We start from the raw sequence: 16,833 nt of genomic DNA on the forward strand, positions 1-16,833 counted from the left end.
TACGAGATGTAGCTCCGTCTCGTGGGCTCGGAGATGTGTATAAGAGACAGCACCACCCCCGCACATTCCGACCCCGACCCTGATCCGGCCCTGATCCGACGCCGACCACGACATTCTCGTCGGTGGGAGCGTAACCACCAGCTGAGATGTCGTGGTCGCGCGGCGGAGGGGCGGGTGGTGGCGAGCCCTAACGTGCCAGCGTTTGGATCAGGTGTTCGAAGCCTGCCTCGCTCACCACCGTGATTCCGTAGGCCTCGGCCTTGCGTGCCTTGGCCGAGAACGAGTCCGGGTCCGCCGCTACGACCAGTCGCACCGCCTTGGTCACCGTCGGATGCGGGACGAGCCCGGCGGCTCGGGCCCGCCCCTCCCAGACGTCGCGCGGCTCACGCATCGCGCCGGTGAACACGACCCGGTCACCCGGGGCGAGATACGGGCGCCGGGTCGCGTATCCCGCCGCGCCGACGTTCGTCGTCGCGGCGCCGCGCTCGGGAGCCGTCGCGCCACCCCGGGCATTCGCCGTCGCAGCGCGCCCGGTGTTCGCCGTCGCGCCGCTCACGGCGGTCGCCGCAGCAGGTCGGACATCCGTCGCGCCACTCACGGCAGCCGCCGCGGCACGTCCGGCCCCCGTCGTGCCGCGCCTCGTGACCGTCGTCCCGGGCGGCGCCGCGAGAAGCCGCTCCGCGTCGTCGTCGGGCACCTGGAGCATTGCCGCCACCTCCCGGAAGTCCGTCCGAGCCTCCGGGGCGAGCACGCCGTCGGCCCACGCCGTGCCGGCCAGTGACGCGAGGTACTCGCGATGCAGCGCGTCCGCCTCGGCCCGCCCGATTCCTGCCTCGGCGCAGTGGACGGCGAGCTGGTCGTGCTCGCGGGCCGAGATGTGCCGGTCCAGGAGTGCGCGGTCGACCAGTTCCAGGTACCGCTCCTTCGCCCGGGCGCCGATCGGGCGGTCCCCCGCCGCACGGAGCCGCGCGAGGAAGTGCGCGTCCCGCAGCTCGGAGACGCCGCGGCCCACGGGCGGCGCGGACCCGCCCGCAACCTCCGGCCACGGGGTGGTCTCCGCCAGTTCGACGACGTCGTCCCAGCCCGGCACCACCCGCCGCGATCCGCGGTCGAGGAACACCTGCAGCAGCCCGGCCGCGGCCCTGGCGTCGGACATCGCCTCGTGAGCGTCGCGCAGTTCGACGCCGTGATGGCGGCAGCTTCCGCCCAGGGACCGCGGAGCGTCCGGCGAGAGCAACTGTCCCGTGCGCATGGTGCACAGCGAGGTGGGTTCGATCAGCGGCACGTCCACCCCCTGGCGTGCGAACTCGTGCCACACGAAACGGCGGTCGAACTGCGCGTTGTGCGCCACGAACGCCCGGCCCTCCAGCAGCCGGGCCACGTGGTCGGCGACGTCGGCGAAGGACGGGGCATGTCGCACGTCGGCCGCCCTGATGCCATGGATGTGCTGCGGCCCGAGGTCACGTCCCGGGTTGACGAGCGTCGACCACGTCTCCTCGACGACGCCGTCGGGCGCCACCTGCACGACGGCGATCTCCACGACCCGGTCGCGCCCTCCCGGGAACAGACCGGTGGTCTCGACGTCGACGACCGCGTATCCCGCCACCCGCGCCCCTCATCCCAGCTCAGCCGATTGAACGGAGGACATCGTGGCACGCGAGGGCGAGGGAGCGGTATCGCAGACCGCGGGTGGATGCGCCACGGGCCCGCGAGCCGCCCGGACAGCGTCTTCGCCGACATCCCGGCTCCGGTAGGGTCCCGGCATGAATTCCACGACGTCGTCCCTGATCAACGAGGTGAACTGGGCCCGGCTGACCCATGCCTACGGGGTCGCCACCGACGCCCCGGGATCCCTGCGCGCGCTGGTGCAGGACGACGACGAGGCCTTCGGGTTCGCGCTCGACTACCTGTACTCGGCGGTGCTGCACCAGGGAACGGTCTACCCGGCGACCGCCCCCTCGCTGCGGGCGGTGGCGGAGATGCTCGACCAGGACATCGCTCGCCGCCCGGCACCCGACTCCAGTTCTCGCCTGGCCGGCCTGCTCGGCTGGATCGACGCCGTGGCCGAGAGCGCCTCCTGGTGCCAGGACCTCGAGTTCCCCGACGTCCCCGCACCGTCGGAGGAGGAGCTCGCCGCGTACTTCCGCGACCTGGAGAACGACGACTGGTCGCCGGAGGTCGGCCAGTACCTGGAGGCGCAGGCAGCCGCGGCCCTGCCCGGTGCGTGCGCCTCCGCGCTGCCCGCCGTCGGCCCGTTCCTGACCGATGCCGACGACGACGTGCGCCTCGCCGCGCTCGACGCCTACGTCCGCCTCGCCGCGCTGCAGGAGGACAAGGCAGCGATGACCGCCCCGCTCTCCGAGGCCCTGAAGGCCGCCACCGCACGCGACGAGCGTGCCCGGCTGGTCCTGGGCCTGGGGGACCTGGCCGGGGACACGACCGCCTGGTTGTCCGACGACGACCCCGCGGTCCGTGCCTGCGCCGCCATGGCCCTGCCCCGCTCGCCCGAGGCGACCGCGATCCTCGTCGACCTGCTCCAGGACCCGCTGGCCGCGGACGAGTGGTTCGACTCTCCCCCGTCCAGGTTCGACATCCGCGTGCACTTCGACCTGCTGGCGAACCTCCTGGCGCGCGACATCACGCCGGCCGAGGTCCTTCCCGCGTGCCTGGCCGCGATCCGCGTCGCCCGGGGAGGGATCTGGTCGGACATGACCTGGGGGCCGATCCTGGCAGCCACCTTCCCCGGCGTCGTGGCCCCGCCGGGTGCGCGGCCCGAGCCGCCCGCGAGCCTCGACGAACCTCAGCGGGCCGTGCTGGGCGCGCTCGTCGAGAACGACGCGCTGTGGGACCCGCGCGACGGGAACGCACGCCGCGCACGGCGGCAGGTCGGGCTGCCCGACGAGCGCGAGGAGGTCGCTCGCCTCATCGGTGCCTGAGCCAGGATTCCCGGCCACAACACGGACCATCGGCAGGCCATCACTCCACCCCGTAAGGCCCAATAGTCAGCCCCTAATGGGCAAGACTCCGTCTTCACCCTATTCGGGCGTGCACACGTACCTGCCGGATGCGACTCTGAACCTTGCGGGGGCGGCGACCAACAACTCCAAGAGGTAGCCGTGTACGAGGTCGATTTCCTGCCTGTCGATGCCACAGAGGGCGAGCCGAACACCGAGAACGGCGACGCCATCACCATTCATTTCATCGAGGACGCGACACAGGCCGAGCGTGTCGTCGTCATCGACGCCGGCTTCGCGACCGTCGGGCACCAGGTCGTCGAGCACGTCAGAAAGTTCTACGGGACCAGTCATGTCGATCTGGCGATCAGCACCCACCCCGACGCCAGTCACATCGACGGCCTCCAGGTGGTCGTCGAGGAGCTCGACGTCGCCGAGCTCCTCGTACACCTGCCGAAGAGACACGCCTCGCCACGCGACGTCCAGAAACACTTCGTCGACATCCGAGCGGTCGACTCTCTCCTCGACACCGCGCGAACGCGGGGAACCGCCGTCGCGGAGCCGTTCCTGGGGCAGTCCCGGTTCGGTGGACAACTGACCGTCCTGGGACCCACCGAGACCCTGTACGAGTCCCTGCTCGCGGAACAACTGGACCAGGCGCGGACGGGCGCGCTGGGACACGCGATGACTCTCGCGGCCGGCGGCCTGCGTGACCTGTTGCGCAACGTGGCAGCCTGGGGATATCCGAGCGAGGGTCTGGCCGAGGACGTGGAGACGAGCGCCCGGGACGAGACCTCCGTCATCACCCTCGTTCGAAGTGACGGCCGGCAGCTCCTGTTCACCGGCGACGCCGGCCTCCGCGGGCTCGGCGCCGCCGCCGACCACTACGAGAACCTGCTCGGAACATTCCGGACCGTACCGATCAGCCTGTTCCAGGTGCCCCATCACGGCAGCCGCCGCAGCTTGTCCCCCACCCTGCTCGACCGCCTCATCGGCGCCCAGGACGATCCCCATACGTCGACCACGGCGATCGTGAGCTCGGCCGACGCCGACCCGTGGCACCCCTCGCCCAGGGTGACGAACGCCCTCGGCCGACGCGGTGCGGCCCTGGTCGCGACCGAGGGGACAGCCGTCTGGTCCAGCCATCGCGCGCGACCCCGTGCCGGCTGGAGCCCGGTGGTGACCGCCGGGTAGCACGCGACGGAGCCGGGGACTTTCCTTGACCTGGGGTGTCGGAGCAGGTCTACTCGGGTGGACGGTCGAGGGGTGGAAGCGCAGGGGGACAGAGTGAGGTTCTCGATGAGTCCCGTGCCGGGCGAACCCGATCGCGGAGCCCGGTACGAGATCGATCCGGTGCGCGCGAAGTCGGTGATCAACGCCGCCGCCGAACGTGCGCTGGACCTGAGAGGACCGATCGACGACGCGGCAGCGGGTGACGCGCCGCGTGGTGTGTCACCCGTGGTGGCAGGCGCGTTCGAAGGGTTCCTCGCAGAGCGCCGCACGGCGCTGCGCGCCGTACGCGATCGCGCGGTGTCGGTGTCCGACGCCGCACGACAGGCACTCGCCGCCTATGAGGCAGGAGACGAGGAAATGGCGCAGGCCACGATCGCTGCCGCGGGGGCAGGTACGCAGCCGGTACCGGACGGTGAGCCGTGACCGAGAGGTCGGAGTTCACCGACGTCGAAGGTCTCGTCGATCCTGAGTGCTGGCCGTACCGGCCCGGGCGCCCGGACCTGCCGTGGGCCGAGGAGATGCGCACCACGATCCGGCAGATCGGGGCTGGGACACGCGAGCTGACTCAAGATCTTGCCGGGACATGGGCCGGCCTGAGCGAACAGGGGGTGTACGAGTCTCCTGAGGCACCCGCCCTGCACGGTGCGATGAGTCCGGTGGTCCGCGACGGCATGTTCGAGGCCAGGGTGTGCGACACGGCCGTCAGGGCTGTCGACGCCTACATCGAGGACCGCGCCTCCCTGGAGCAGCGGCTCCGCAGCGTGGAGGCGGACGCGGCGTCGTTCCGCAACGGGGTGGTGTGCGGGATCCCGGTGCCGGTCGAGGACCTGCCGTTCGTCCGGGTCCCGGGTCTCGCGCCGGCGGCCCGGCTCGGCGTGGGGCCGGCGCTCGGGGCGGCGTTCGAGACGCTGACCTGGCGGGAGCACCGTCCCTCGATCGAACGGAACCAGGTGCTGGTCGCGCAGATCGCGGGGGTGACGCAACAGATCCGGGATGCCGAGGCACAACTGGCCAAACGGCTGCTGCTGGCCGACGACGTCGGCGGCCGGGGCGGTGCGCCCGTCGGCCTGGACCGCATCGACGCCGTCGGCCGGGACGCGCGCGGCGGGTTCGTCCCCGACCGGAAGTGGTTCGAGAACGCGTCGGACGAGGAGTTCCTGCGGTGGTGGCGAGGGCTGGCTCCGTGGGAGCAGGAAGCGGCGCGTGACGCCGTCGAGGCGATGGACCTGGATACGTCGGTGGCAGGCGGCAGGATCGCCGACGCGCTGCGGGACGTCACCGACCGCCCCGACGGGTACGACGACGTCGCCACCCTGGACGCGGTGCTGCAGGTGTTCGGGCAGGACAAGGCCGCGATGGAGTACGCCTTCACCGGGCTGGGCATCGCGGGCCTCGGTGCCGCGCTGAACGGGGTCGCCGGCGTGAGCAGCCCGCGCGACATGACTCCAGCTCGACGCAAACAGAAGCTGTCCGTCCTGTCCGAGCTGCGGGAGAGCCTGTCGGAGGTCTCGGCCGGCTGGGACATGGCCACGGCGCGCGAGTTCGCCGCCGAGCGCGACATGGAGGACGTCGGCTGGTACGTGCGCCCGGAGCTGGGCTACCTCTTCGCCGACCAGCACGACCACCCGATGGGCAAGAACCTGACCCTCGCGATGGCCGACGAGCTGGACCGGCTCGAACGGGGCGACCTGGAGGGTCCCGCCGCCTACTACGAGCCGCCGATGTCTCCGCTGCGAGAGATTCTCGTCGAGCAGGGGCACGGCAGGCACTCCGAACGGGTCAACGATCCGACCGGGCGGGTGCTGGGGACGCTGGGGGAGTATCCGGAGGCGGCGCTGGGGTGGTTGAGCGACGAGGGTCTGGATGAGTGGGACCCGCAGCGGTCGGCTGGCGAGGCCCGGTTGCGGTACTACTTCCAGACACGGGACTGGGCCTCGTCCGGGGATGGGTTCGAGGGGGTGGCCGCCCTGTGGTCCGGCACGCAGCGAGCCGAAGGAGGCCCGCTGGACGGGGACCACTACGATCCGGACACGTGGACGCAGGTGGCTACTGTCACGACTCGTGTCGCCGAGGGCCTGGAAGCGAATCCCGCGTTCCTGCCGGAGAACATGTCCGCTCTCGGAGCGGCCGAGCTGTCGGGCGGCCTGGTGCAGTCGCTTCCCGAGCTGGCGCACATTCCGATCGGGAGGCTTGCCGATCAGGGCACCGTGTCACCAGAGGGCGACATCGCGCCACGGGAGGACCCTTACCACGAAGGGCAACACCTGCCGGGCTTCACCGGGGAACGGACGATCCCGAAGGTGTCCCGCGCGGAGGCGGCCGAGCTGTTCGCGGCGGCAGCCGCGACACCGGAGTCCTCGGAACTCCTACGGAACGCGGCGATCGGCTACCAGGACGCCCTGATCGACATGGCAGGCGACGGCACCATCGAGCCGGACAAGGCGATCCGGCGCGCGGGCTCCCTGCAGGCCGTGATCGACGGCGCCAGGCACGGCGGCGAGGCAGAGACCGCGCGCCGCCAGGACGAGGCGGTCGAGAGGGTCGTCGCCCGGATCGAAGACCTGGCGACCTCCTACAAGGCCAAGGGCCCGCGCGGCGCCGTGATCAACCGCGTCCTGAGAGCCGTCGTCGACAAGGGCGATGACTATGCCCGCAGCACCTGGGCGCAGCACCTGGCCCGAGCCCAGGCCGAGCACAGCGCCCAGGACGACGACCTGCGTGCCGAGGTGCAGCGGACGGCCGAGACCCTGGCCGACGATCTGGGAGTCACCGACCCGGACCTGCCGGGCGAGGTGGCCGCGGACTACTGGAGCACCTACAACGACTTCTACGCACGAGCCTCCGACGGGAGCCCACCAATTGAGGACGACTGACCCCACCCGCCGGCTTTTGGCCGGTGCACTGGCCGCCACGTTCACCCTGGCGGGGTGCAGCGGCGCGGTACCGCCCGCCGAACGACCCGAGATCGCCTGGCCCGACGGCACACCCGACAGCCCTCTTGACGACAACCCCTGGGTACAGGCCGTCCGAGCCGCCGACAGCGAAGCGCAGATCGCCTCTGCCACCCGAGACTTCTCGAATCCGGCCCTCTACGACAACGGAACGCTGCAGAGCGTGGCGATATATCTCGGCACGGTGGAAGACAGGGCGCTCGACGAGGAGTGGGCCTACCCACCCGGCCCCACGCCGATGATTCCGGTGCACGTCGAGGAAGCACCCGACGGTCAGAGCGCCACGGTCACCATCTGCTCCGTCGCCATGGGAAGCTGGCTGATCTCGCCCGAGAACCCAGAACCGCCAGCCGATCTGCGGGGCGGTCTCGCAAACCGGATCGTCACCATCGAAGGTGGGCAGCGCAAGGTCGAGTGGGGCGGTGGATACACGGAGCTCGAGACCGTCGAGAAGAAGTTCGGGGCCGCCGCCGTCGACCCGGTCCGCCCCCGCTCCGACGACGAGGGCATGTGCTCCCTCGCCGATGCCAAGATCGGCCTGTTCGACCCGCAACCCGACGTGACGGTCGAGTACACGCCCGACGACATCAAACGCCGCGAAGCCCCGGGCACACCACGAGACGAGTAATCGGACCCGCCCACGAACGGGCGGTGTCCGACATCCTCGGGCAACCGACCAACCACCGCTCGACCACTGCGTCCAATCCCGCCGCCCGTCGGCGGCTCTACTGGCGTAGCACCTGGACCTCGCCGATCGTGATCTGCGTGGAGGCCGTGAGTTCCTGCACCGGGAGCGAGCCTGCCTCACCGTCACTCTCCCAGCGGATGGTCCAGTAGGAGGTGGCCGTGACCGTGTACGGGTTCCCCTGCGTCTCATACCGGTAACCGCAGTCCGGAGAGGCCTCCCCACCGAACGACTCCCGGTACGGGGTACCTGGTCCCGTGCACGAGACCGTGTTGCCGTCACCCATGTCCCACACGACCCGCTCCATCCGGGCCTCGACCGTCACGGTCACGCCCCCGGCCGACACCGACTCGGCCAACGGGCCCACCGTCGCAGGGGCCGGGTTCTCCACCCACATCCACACCGGCATCCCCACGACGCCGACATGATCGGGATCATCCTGAGGAACGATACCGATGTCGACCGCCGCGAAATCCATCCGCGAGACCGCACGACGGGCAAGATCGACAGGATCGGGAGCGGCAGCCTCGGACGGGGCCCAGTACAACTCCCTGCCCAAACAATCCTCATCCGGGAGCTTCACACCCCGCTGAGGCAGGCAAAGATGGGGCGTGCACTGCATCACGACGCCGTCGTCGTCCTCCCAATGCCCGTCCCACACAGCATCGTCCTTCGGCGGCTGCGGGTCGACGCGCTGCACGTAGCACGAACCGTTCCACCGCCCCAGCACACTTGTGCAGGGAACGCTCTCTTCTCCGGAGAAGCAGCGTCGATCTGCCGGAGCCGTGCTCCCTGGATCGCCCACCGGGATGTCGTGCTCGACTTCGTCGGGCTCACTGTCGACAACAGTGATACACCTGCCGTTCTCGTCGAAGAAGGCGCAGTCAACATCCGCGGACCGGGACTGAAACGCCTCGCCAGCACTCGGCGCTGAAACCACAATGGTGGCCAGCCAGGTGCTGACGATCACCGCTGCCGGACGCCACATCTCAGCAGTCCTCCTTGACTACGTCGGCCTCACGGACACCCCACACCTGAGCCGGCAATCCCTCCATGACCACGTGCATGCGCACCCGCTGCGAAACCCCCTCCTGCAGCACTGACGTGCCGTCTGGCGTCACGACGTCTGTCCCTGTGTTGTCGATGCACGCCTCGAAGACAATCTGATGGCCCGTGAACTCCGCCTCGAGAGGATCGCCCTTCTTGTACTCGGCGTTCTCCACCGATACGAGGCCTTCACCCTCACCGATGAGCTTCAGCTTGTGCTCGCCATACTGGTCCCAGACGGACTTCAACCGAGCCCTGTGATCCATACCCGCCAGGTAACCGTTGTCGTTCAGCTCCGAGAAGCCGTTGGTCCCGGCACGCTGGTGCCGGTCGTAGATCTCCCGGAACTCCTTGTACCGCTGTACGGCGTCGGCGATGCGCTCCTGCGCGGCCGCCTCGGCGGGATCGGTCGGGGTCGGCGAGACCGTCGACGAGAACGAGGGCGAGGACGGCGCCGAAGCGACCGGCGACGCCGCCGGCGGCGCATCACTCACCACCCCGCATCCGACCACGCCCACAGCGACGGCAGCCACCAGAAAGGCACTGCCGACCCCTCGGGCCCCACGGACAGCACGGATCATGAATCCCCCTCGCGAAACTCCTGCATTCAGCCGCGCCCCGGAACCCGCGGACGCGACCACTCGATCCTGGGTCCGCACACCTGCGGCGGCACCGACGACGCCACCGTACCCGCCCACACCCGACATATCCCGAAACTCGGTCCACGCCCCCTTTCGTCGACCACGCCATTCTGTTGCGTGGGAGCGCGACCATCCACCGTAACGGCGTGGTCGAACGGAATGGCGTGGCCGATCCGTTGCCAGGCCAGGAACGTTGCCAGGCCGGGTCAGTGGTGGTCGGCCGCCATCAGGGCTGCCAGCGCGTCCTGCTCCGGGATCCGTTCCTGCTCGATCCGCCGCACGGGCGCCTCCCCCGCCGTCGCGACCGCGTGGTACGCGACCGTCTCACCCTCGGTGAGGTGCGTCAGCCGAGCCGACGACGGCTTGATCGGCCGCCCGGAGGCATCCCGGTCGACGCCCAGCTGCTCGTACCGGCCCAGCGCGACGCCGTCCATGAGGATCGACCGGACCGGCGGCCCGGGCACGCCGTCGGCGTCGGGCCCGGCCATCGCACCGCGGAACCGGTCCAGGATGGCGAACCCGTCGGCGTCGATGTCGCCCCAGTAGACGACGTCGCCCGCGGAGCGGATCCACGGGATCCCGGCCAGCAGGGACGCCGCCGCCTTCCCGCCGCCCTCGACGACGACCGTCCCCTCCGCCTCGGGGAACCACAGCCGGCAATCACGGTTCTCGACGACGAGCACCCTCTGCGGCACATACGCCAGGTCATGCACGTCACCGGTGGTCCACGCGTCGTGGCGCCGCCCGCGGCCTCGCAGGTAGCCAGGATCGACGTAGGTCAGATGGACGACGGCGAGCCGCGGCCGCACCTCACGCCCGACGTCCCGCCCGACGACGTCCCGCAGCAGCCCGCCGTGCGTCTCGACCCACTTCGAGTGCGCCCGCGGGATCGGGAGTTGCCGCAGCGTCCACGCGCTGAGGTCCTGGTGCTCCGCGAGCCACCCGGCGACGGCAAGCAGCACCTCGATCTCCGCATCGGGCAGGCGCATCACCGCACGCAGGTTCGCCGGCGTGAGGTTCGCCCGCGCGCGGCACAGCGCCCGGGCGATCCGGCGGGCTCGTTCGACGTCGACCTCAGGTCCGGTCGCGCCGAGATACCGGATCAGCGCGAGCGCCGCGTCCACACCGGCGACACGCAGTTCCACGGGAGCATCCTCCGTGACTCCTTCGACGGAGACCCGCGCGGACACCACCGAGGCTTCCGGACCGGCCGGAGGACCGAGTTCCGCGGCAGCCTCGTCCCAGGCGGTGCGCCAGTCATGCCACGCCCCGAACCCGAGCCGCGCCACCGCCGCGCCCGAGCTCACGCCGGGCCGGAGCCGCAGCGACGCCTGGAACACGGGAGCGGCTCCGCGCTGCGCGGCACCGCCCTCGACCGCCGCGTCCGTTTCCCTGTCCGCCGCGGCACCGCCGGCAGTCACGGAGCCGCCTGCCTCTTCCTGCTCGGTCTCGGCGCAGACCGCCTCCGCCCAGCGACGCGCCAGGCGTGCGGCGATCTGCTCACCCGCCTCGAGAGGCGGAACGAGCCGCGGGCTCACGGTATCGGGGCCGTTTCGTCCAGGCCTGCGACCGGCTTGGTCCGCGAGCGCCCGGTGGTGTCCTTGAGGACGACGTACTTCAGGTCGACGTGGGGTTCCAGCGCGCTGTACTTGTCGTTCGGGGCACCGATGACGAGCTGGAACCCGAGGCCGCGCCAGGCGCCGACGGCGCGTCCGGTGAAGCGGGCGTCGGCCTTGATGAGGGCCTCGTCCAGGAAGACCGGGGCGTAGCGGGGACGTTCGGCGCCGGCGTCGCCGAGCTGGTAGCGCAGGGCGGCACCGACGATGAACGCGACGAGTTCCTGCGACTCGCCTCCGGACTTCTCGCCGATGTGGTCGTAGAGGGCGACGTGGTTGCCCTCCAGATCGACCTTCTCGGCGCTGAGTCGCACGTGGCGGCGCACGTCGACGAGGTCGGCGAAGTCGGGTGCGGTGCGGCGGACGCGGTCCACGATCTTCGCCATGCGCTGGTAGCGCCGTTCCCGTTCCGGCTCGTCGGCGTCCTGGGCGAGGCGTTCGCGCAGGGCGCGCAGTTCCTTGCGGAATCCGGCGACGACGGCGGACTGGTTGTCGCTCGCGTCGATGCGCAGGCGGTGGTGGTCGTCGGCAAAGGGGAGGCCGGCGAGGATGTCGTTGACGGGGCCGATGCGTTCCTTGATCTCGCGGACCGCGGCGGACAGCGAGCTGTGCAGGTCGGTGAGGTCGTTGCCGGACAGTCGCAGGAGGCTGTTGCGCCACTCGGCCTCCAGCTCGTGGATGCCATGGGTCTGCAGGTCGGTGAGGATGCGGTCGTAGTCCGCCCACGAGGCATCCGGGTCGGTGCCGAGGTTCGGGTCGGGCCAGCGCTGCTGGAACGTGTCGAACGTTCTGGCGAGCGCGGCACGGGCGGTGCGGATCGTGTTCTGCGCCGTCTCCCGGTCCGTTCCGAGGCGGGCGCCGGCCTGCCGGAGTGCGCCGTCGAAGGCGGCGAGCGCGTCGGCGGGCGCGGTGTGACCGGAGACGGTGACGGTGACGGTGCCGGTGCCGGCGGCCGTGGAGGTGTTGCCCGCCGCGTCAGCGACGGTGCCCGCGCCGGCACCGGTGGCCGGGTCGACACCGGTGGCCGGGTCGACGCCGGTGGCGGGGTCGACGCCGGGCCGATCGGCATCGGCCGATCCGAACAGCATCGCGAGGTAGTCGCGCTGGTCCTGCGTCAGTTCGGTTCCTGCGGCGTCGTCGAGGGCCTGCTGGGCGGCGTCGACGTCGTCGGCGATCTCGGACCAGCGCTCCCCCAGTGCCTCGACGCGCCCCTTGGCCTGGCCGAGCTCCTGGTTGAGCGTGTCGATCCGCCCGTCCAGCTCGACGGCCTTCGCCTGGAGCCGGGCGATGTCGGGGTTGCCGCCGGTGACCTCGTCGATGACCTGCGTCCAGCGGGCCTCCTCCGCCTCCACGGCGGTGACGTCGACCTGCACCCAGGTCAGGTCGCCGACGACGGCGTGGGCGCCGCGTGCGTCGTCGTACCGGTTCAGGGCGAGTTCGGCCTGCTCCAGCCGCTGCTCGGCGGCGTCGAGGTCGCGGGCGGCGCGGTCGATCTGGTCGTCGAGATGAGCCAGGCGACGGCTGTTGGTGAACCCGAGAACGTTGCCTCGCAGGTCGCCGCCGTGGGCGCCCCGGTTCCCCTCGGACACCTGCCCCTGTCGGGTCAGTGCCTTCGGATGCTGCGAGAGCTGTCCGGGGGTGTCGACACAGACGTAGGGGAACCGCCGGTGCAGCTCGCTCTTCAGCCAGCCGGTGAACGGCCCCTCGCGCACGTCGAGCCGTCCGGGCAGGGTGCGGGAGTCGAGGCCGACCGTGTCCTGCTGCCCGGTGGGCACGCCCTGGAAGTTCACGCGGGACGACGTCGGGACGCTGTCGATCGCCTTGCGGAACGCGGCCAGGCGCCCCGCGTCGATCAGCATGACGGTCGCGAACCCGCCCAGTGCCAGGTTGAACGCGCCGCGCCAGGGCTCGAACTCGGTGCGGACCTCCAGCAGCTCGCCCACGAACGGCAGGTCGTCGACGGTCATACCCGCCGCGTCGGCCAGGGCGGCCCGGGCGCGGTGCAGGTAGCCGGGGATGTTGCCGGTGCGCTCGGCCGCCGCCTCGCGGTCCTTCTCCAGCCCGGCCAGGTGGTCGCGCGCCTCCTTGCGGGCGGACATCGCGGCGCCGTAGGTCTCGCGGGCGACCCGCTTGGCGTCGTCGTCCTCCAGTGCGGCGCGGGACCGGGAGGCGACGGCCGCGAACTCGGCCTCGGAGGAGACGGCGGTGTCGAGGACGTCCAGGGCGTCGTCGAGCCGCCGCCGGGCACGCCGCACCTCACCGAGCCGGGACCGGACGCCCGTGAGCTCCCGGTTCGCCTGGTCGAGCCGGTCCCCGCCCGACGCACGCAGCGTCTCGCGCACGCCGTCCAGCTCGGACCGCGCCGCGGCGATCCGCGCCGTCGTGTCCTCCACGCTCCCCCGCGCGTCGCGCTGCTCGCGCTGCAGCTCGCGTTCGACGGCGCGCAGCAGGCCGAGGCGCCGCTCGTGCCGCCACAGCGCCGCGGGTGACGTGGCGTCGTCGAACGATCCGAGCTGCTCGATGACGTCCAGGCGGTCCTGCGCCGCGTCGATCGACGCGCGGTCCTCGCGGATCGGCGCGAGCGCCGTGACCTGCTGCCGGGCGGTGACCATCTGGTCGCGCGTGCCGGTCAGCTTGTCGAAGTGTTCGACGACGTCGTCCGCCTTGGCGAGGGTGTCCGGCTCCTCCAGGACCATCGCCTTGTACAGGGCGTCCACCGTGGTGATCTGCTGTCCGGCCTGGATGCGGCCGAGCAGCCCCACCGCCTTGGCGCCGTTGCCCGTCGCGCCGATACCGAGGGTGGAGTGCAGCCGCGCGGTGAAGTCCCGGTCGGTGTCGAACGAGGTCAGGCCGGCCGCCTTGACCGGGCCGGCGGCGAGCCGCTGCTCGGCGGCGGGAATCAGGTCACGCAGGCCGAACGCGCCGTCGTACGTCGCCCGCAGGGCCGTGACGTCGTCCAGGGTGCGGGCGGAGGCGGGGACGTACCAGGCGCGCAGGGCGGTGAACTCGGTGCCGGACTGGTCGGCCCAGGTCATCGCGATCGCGGACCACGTGTCGCGGGTGTCGCCGCGGAGCACGCGCTGGCGGGTGCCGCCGTCGGTCCGCGACTCGTCGAGCTTGCCGCGGGCGTAGGACAGGACGTTGCGCTGGTCCTTCCCGCGCGGGCGGCCCACGACGCCGCCGTTGGACGCGCCGTTGAACGGCGTCGTGTGCGGCATGAGCAGGGCGATGTAGGCGTCCATCAGGGTGGACTTGCCCGAGCCCGAGCCGCCAGAGAGCAGGGTTGCGGTGGGGGCGAGGCGGACGCGGTGGTGGCCGTCGTAGCCGCCCCAGTTGACGAGCTGGAGGTCGCGGGCGACCCACTGCTGCCCGGTCGAGGCCTGCGGGATGAGGCCGAACAGGGTGTCGATCATGGTCATCGGGCGGCCTCCTCGGGCTGCTCCTGGGTCAGGACGCCGGTGGCGGACTCGGGAGCGGTGCCGTTCTGCTCGGCGAGCCAGGTGCGCAGCTCGACCAGGCGTTCGTTGCTGAGCACGATCTCGACCAGCGGCGTCACGCGGTAGCGGCCCTCCGACTCGAGGTGCACCACGCCCTCCTTGGCGAGGCGGCGCACCGCGCCCCGGATCTCGTTCTGGCGGGCGGCCAGGTTGGAGTCGTCGACGTCGTAGTAGGTGAGCACCGTCTGCTCGATCTCCTCGACGTCCACACGGGCCGAGGTCTCCCCCGCGCCGCGTTCCCGCTGGAAGATGGTGCGCAGATGGACGAGCACCAGGGTCTCGGCGCGGTTGTAGGCGTCGTCCTTGAGCAGGATCGGCACGTCCAGCTCGGCGGAGCGCACCTGCTTCTTGTAGGCGATACCGCGCTCGTGGTCCACCACGAGCTGCACGAACAGGTCGTGCAGCCGGGACTCCAGGGTCTGCTGGTTCGCCAGGAGGACGCGCCACTGGGCCGGGTTCCGGTCCGCCACCAGGAAGCGGCGCTGCAGGAGGCGGACCAGGACGCGGCGGACCTCCGGGTCGGGGATGCCGCCGGAGTCGCCGGGGAAGAGCTCGTGCGGGTCCTCCTCCATCGAGACGGTGTCGATGAAACCGGAGTCGGGGGTGGTGCCGGCATCCGTGCCCGCGGTCGGTCCGCCGTCGTCCCTCGACGCCTCGTCGGCCTCAGTCATCTGTGTCTTCCTTCATGCGTACCGTCACGCCGCCGAAGGCGAACCGGCGGCGGGTGCCGTCCGGGCGGATCGCCTCGACGTACGCGACCTCGTCGGTCTCGGTCAGGTCGTGCCGGTCGGCGATCTCCAGCAGGCCGAGCAGGTCGACCGGGCGCCGGTGCTCGGCGGGCGCCGAGGCGAACACGGCGGCGAGGTCCGCGCCGTCGTCGGCCGCGAGGGAGTACAGGTGCTCCGTGAGCGGCGCGTAGTGCGGGCCGCCCCACTCGCGCGAGTCGTCGTCCGGGGTGAGGGCGTCGTCGTCCCACTCGGTGAGCGGGGCGGGCGGCTGCGGCGGGCGCAGGTCGTTCGTCGTGCGGCGCAGGTTCCCGACCTCGGGCAGCGGGAGGCGGCGCAGCGGCGTCACCTCCTGCCCGGGGCGGGTGTCCGGAACCCACGTCTGGAGCCCGGTCATGACCTCCCGCAGCAGCTCGTCGACCTGACGGTCCCGCAGCGGGTCGTGGTTGCGCACCTGCGTGGTGATCACCGTGGACGCCTGCCGCTGCGTCCGGTTCACCTCCTCGACGCCGCGGGCGATCCGGCGCGCGATGTCGCGCAGCTCCCCCCGCTGCGCGGCCGGCAGGCGCTCGGTGAAGCGGTGCCGCAGCACGACGTCGAGATGGTCGGACAGCTCGTCCATCCGCTCCGGATCGCCCAGCAGGCGCAGCGCCCCCGCGAAGGCGCGGCCCTCCGGCGTCGACTCGCTCACGTGCTCGGCACGCTCCAGGTACTCGCGCAGCACCTCCTGGGACGGGCGCTCGTCCTGCCGCAGGCCCGTGATGACGCTGCGCTGCATCGCCTTGATCGACTCCGCCACCCGCGCGAAGTCCGCCGGCAGCTCGCGGACCAGGTGCAGGACGTTCTCCGCCTCCTCCAGCAGGACCTCGTCGGGGACGTCCTCGATCAGGCCCGTGCGCTGGATCCGGTCCAGCTCCGCCTGCAGACGGCGGATCTGGCCGTCCAGGCGCGCCATGCGGGCCAGGACGTCCGGGTCGGCGTCCTGGGCAAGGTGTTCGACGGCGTCCAGGAGGGTGCGGACCCGGGACTCCGAGACGCGGGCGCGCGTGCCGCCGGCCCGCCCGGCCACCTCCAGGGCGCCGACGGCATGGGCGGAGAGCTGGTAGACCTCCACGTCGTCCTCCGCGATGCGGCGGATCAGCCAGCCGACGTCGGCCCACTGACGGCACAGGTCACGGGCACTGCCCTCCGGAATCGCGCGGGCGCCCTCGTCGCGGAACTCGTAACCCTGGGCACGGAGCTGGTCCAGGGCGTCACCGATCTCCGTGTGCGCGTCCGCGACCGGGACGGTGGGGCGCTCCGGGGTGAAGACCAGGGAGAGGAGAGAGACGACGAGCGGGGCATAGCGGCGGTGCAGGAGGTCCAGCATGGGCTCCTGGAAGGCGCGGAGGGCGCCGAGATAGGCGCCTTCGGCGCGGGTGATCACGCGGGAACCTGCTCGGGGACGCGACGACGGGGCAGGGCACGACGACGGAGGAAAAGGG

12 protein-coding genes are annotated in these 16,833 nt (G+C 71.5%); 5 read left to right on the forward strand and 7 right to left on the reverse strand.

Features of this window, described 5'->3' with window-relative positions:
• Positions 1-187: 187 nt before the first annotated feature.
• Positions 188-1,606: an exonuclease domain-containing protein gene (locus tag HGK34_RS17865; protein ID WP_201849904.1), complete on the reverse strand. Its 1,419-nt coding sequence runs from the start codon at positions 1,604-1,606 to the stop codon at positions 188-190.
• A 157-nt stretch (positions 1,607-1,763) separates the two neighbouring features.
• On the opposite strand from HGK34_RS17865, the gene HGK34_RS17870 reads away from it, so the two are divergent.
• From HGK34_RS17870 to HGK34_RS17890, 5 genes are all read left to right on the forward strand, one after another.
• Positions 1,764-2,936 (forward strand): HEAT repeat domain-containing protein, encoded by a 1,173-nt coding sequence (locus tag HGK34_RS17870; RefSeq protein ID WP_201849906.1) that lies wholly within the window; start codon positions 1,764-1,766, stop codon positions 2,934-2,936.
• 180 nt (positions 2,937-3,116) lie between these two features.
• Positions 3,117-4,148 (forward strand): ComEC/Rec2 family competence protein, encoded by a 1,032-nt coding sequence (locus HGK34_RS17875; protein WP_201849908.1) that lies wholly within the window; start codon positions 3,117-3,119, stop codon positions 4,146-4,148.
• Positions 4,149-4,253: 105 nt separating this feature from the next.
• Positions 4,254-4,610, forward strand: coding sequence for a DUF6507 family protein (locus HGK34_RS17880; RefSeq protein ID WP_201849910.1), 357 nt, complete (start codon positions 4,254-4,256; stop codon positions 4,608-4,610).
• A complete protein-coding gene (locus tag HGK34_RS17885) occupies positions 4,607-7,060 on the forward strand; it encodes a hypothetical protein (protein ID WP_201849912.1) in 2,454 nt (817 codons plus the stop codon). Before HGK34_RS17880 ends, HGK34_RS17885 begins: the two co-directional genes overlap by 4 nt.
• Positions 7,047-7,766, forward strand: a complete 720-nt coding sequence (locus HGK34_RS17890) for a hypothetical protein (protein WP_201849914.1) — start codon at positions 7,047-7,049, stop codon at positions 7,764-7,766. The genes HGK34_RS17885 and HGK34_RS17890 overlap by 14 nt, the downstream gene beginning before the upstream one ends.
• A 97-nt stretch (positions 7,767-7,863) precedes the next feature.
• On the opposite strand, the gene HGK34_RS17895 is transcribed toward HGK34_RS17890, so the two are convergent.
• The 6 genes from HGK34_RS17895 to HGK34_RS17920 form a co-directional block, all read right to left on the reverse strand.
• Entirely contained in the window at positions 7,864-8,382 is a 519-nt protein-coding gene (locus HGK34_RS17895; protein WP_201849916.1) for a hypothetical protein, read from the reverse strand.
• A gap of 430 nt (positions 8,383-8,812) precedes the next feature.
• Positions 8,813-9,451 (reverse strand): hypothetical protein, encoded by a 639-nt coding sequence (locus HGK34_RS17900; RefSeq protein ID WP_201849918.1) that lies wholly within the window; start codon positions 9,449-9,451, stop codon positions 8,813-8,815.
• A gap of 266 nt (positions 9,452-9,717) precedes the next feature.
• Positions 9,718-11,049, reverse strand: a complete 1,332-nt coding sequence (locus HGK34_RS17905) for a Wadjet anti-phage system protein JetD domain-containing protein (protein ID WP_201849920.1) — start codon at positions 11,047-11,049, stop codon at positions 9,718-9,720.
• Positions 11,046-14,546, reverse strand: a complete 3,501-nt coding sequence (locus tag HGK34_RS17910; protein ID WP_201849922.1) for an ATP-binding protein — start codon at positions 14,544-14,546, stop codon at positions 11,046-11,048. The genes HGK34_RS17905 and HGK34_RS17910 overlap by 4 nt, the downstream gene beginning before the upstream one ends.
• Positions 14,543-15,295: a DUF4194 domain-containing protein gene (locus HGK34_RS17915; RefSeq protein WP_201849924.1), complete on the reverse strand. Its 753-nt coding sequence runs from the start codon at positions 15,293-15,295 to the stop codon at positions 14,543-14,545. The genes HGK34_RS17910 and HGK34_RS17915 overlap by 4 nt, the downstream gene beginning before the upstream one ends.
• Complete coding sequence (locus HGK34_RS17920; RefSeq protein WP_201849926.1) at positions 15,288-16,775, reverse strand: DUF3375 domain-containing protein; 1,488 nt, start codon at positions 16,773-16,775, stop codon at positions 15,288-15,290. The genes HGK34_RS17915 and HGK34_RS17920 overlap by 8 nt, the downstream gene beginning before the upstream one ends.
• Positions 16,776-16,833: the final 58 nt, after the last annotated feature.

Source organism: Myceligenerans indicum (assembly GCF_016742955.1).
Classification (GTDB): Bacteria; Actinomycetota; Actinomycetes; order Actinomycetales; family Cellulomonadaceae; genus Myceligenerans; species Myceligenerans indicum.

What these genes read in the sequence shown, in the direction of transcription:
- HGK34_RS17915 (WP_201849924.1), bottom strand. Translation starts at nt 15,295, where the DNA reads ATGACTGAGGCCGACGAGGCGTCGAGGGACGACGGCGGACCGACCGCG.
- HGK34_RS17900 (WP_201849918.1), bottom strand. Translation starts at nt 9,451, where the DNA reads ATGATCCGTGCTGTCCGTGGGGCCCGAGGGGTCGGCAGTGCCTTTCTG.
- HGK34_RS17880 (WP_201849910.1), top strand. Translation starts at nt 4,254, where the DNA reads ATGAGTCCCGTGCCGGGCGAACCCGATCGCGGAGCCCGGTACGAGATC.
- HGK34_RS17910 (WP_201849922.1), bottom strand. Translation starts at nt 14,546, where the DNA reads ATGACCATGATCGACACCCTGTTCGGCCTCATCCCGCAGGCCTCGACC.
- HGK34_RS17870 (WP_201849906.1), top strand. Translation starts at nt 1,764, where the DNA reads ATGAATTCCACGACGTCGTCCCTGATCAACGAGGTGAACTGGGCCCGG.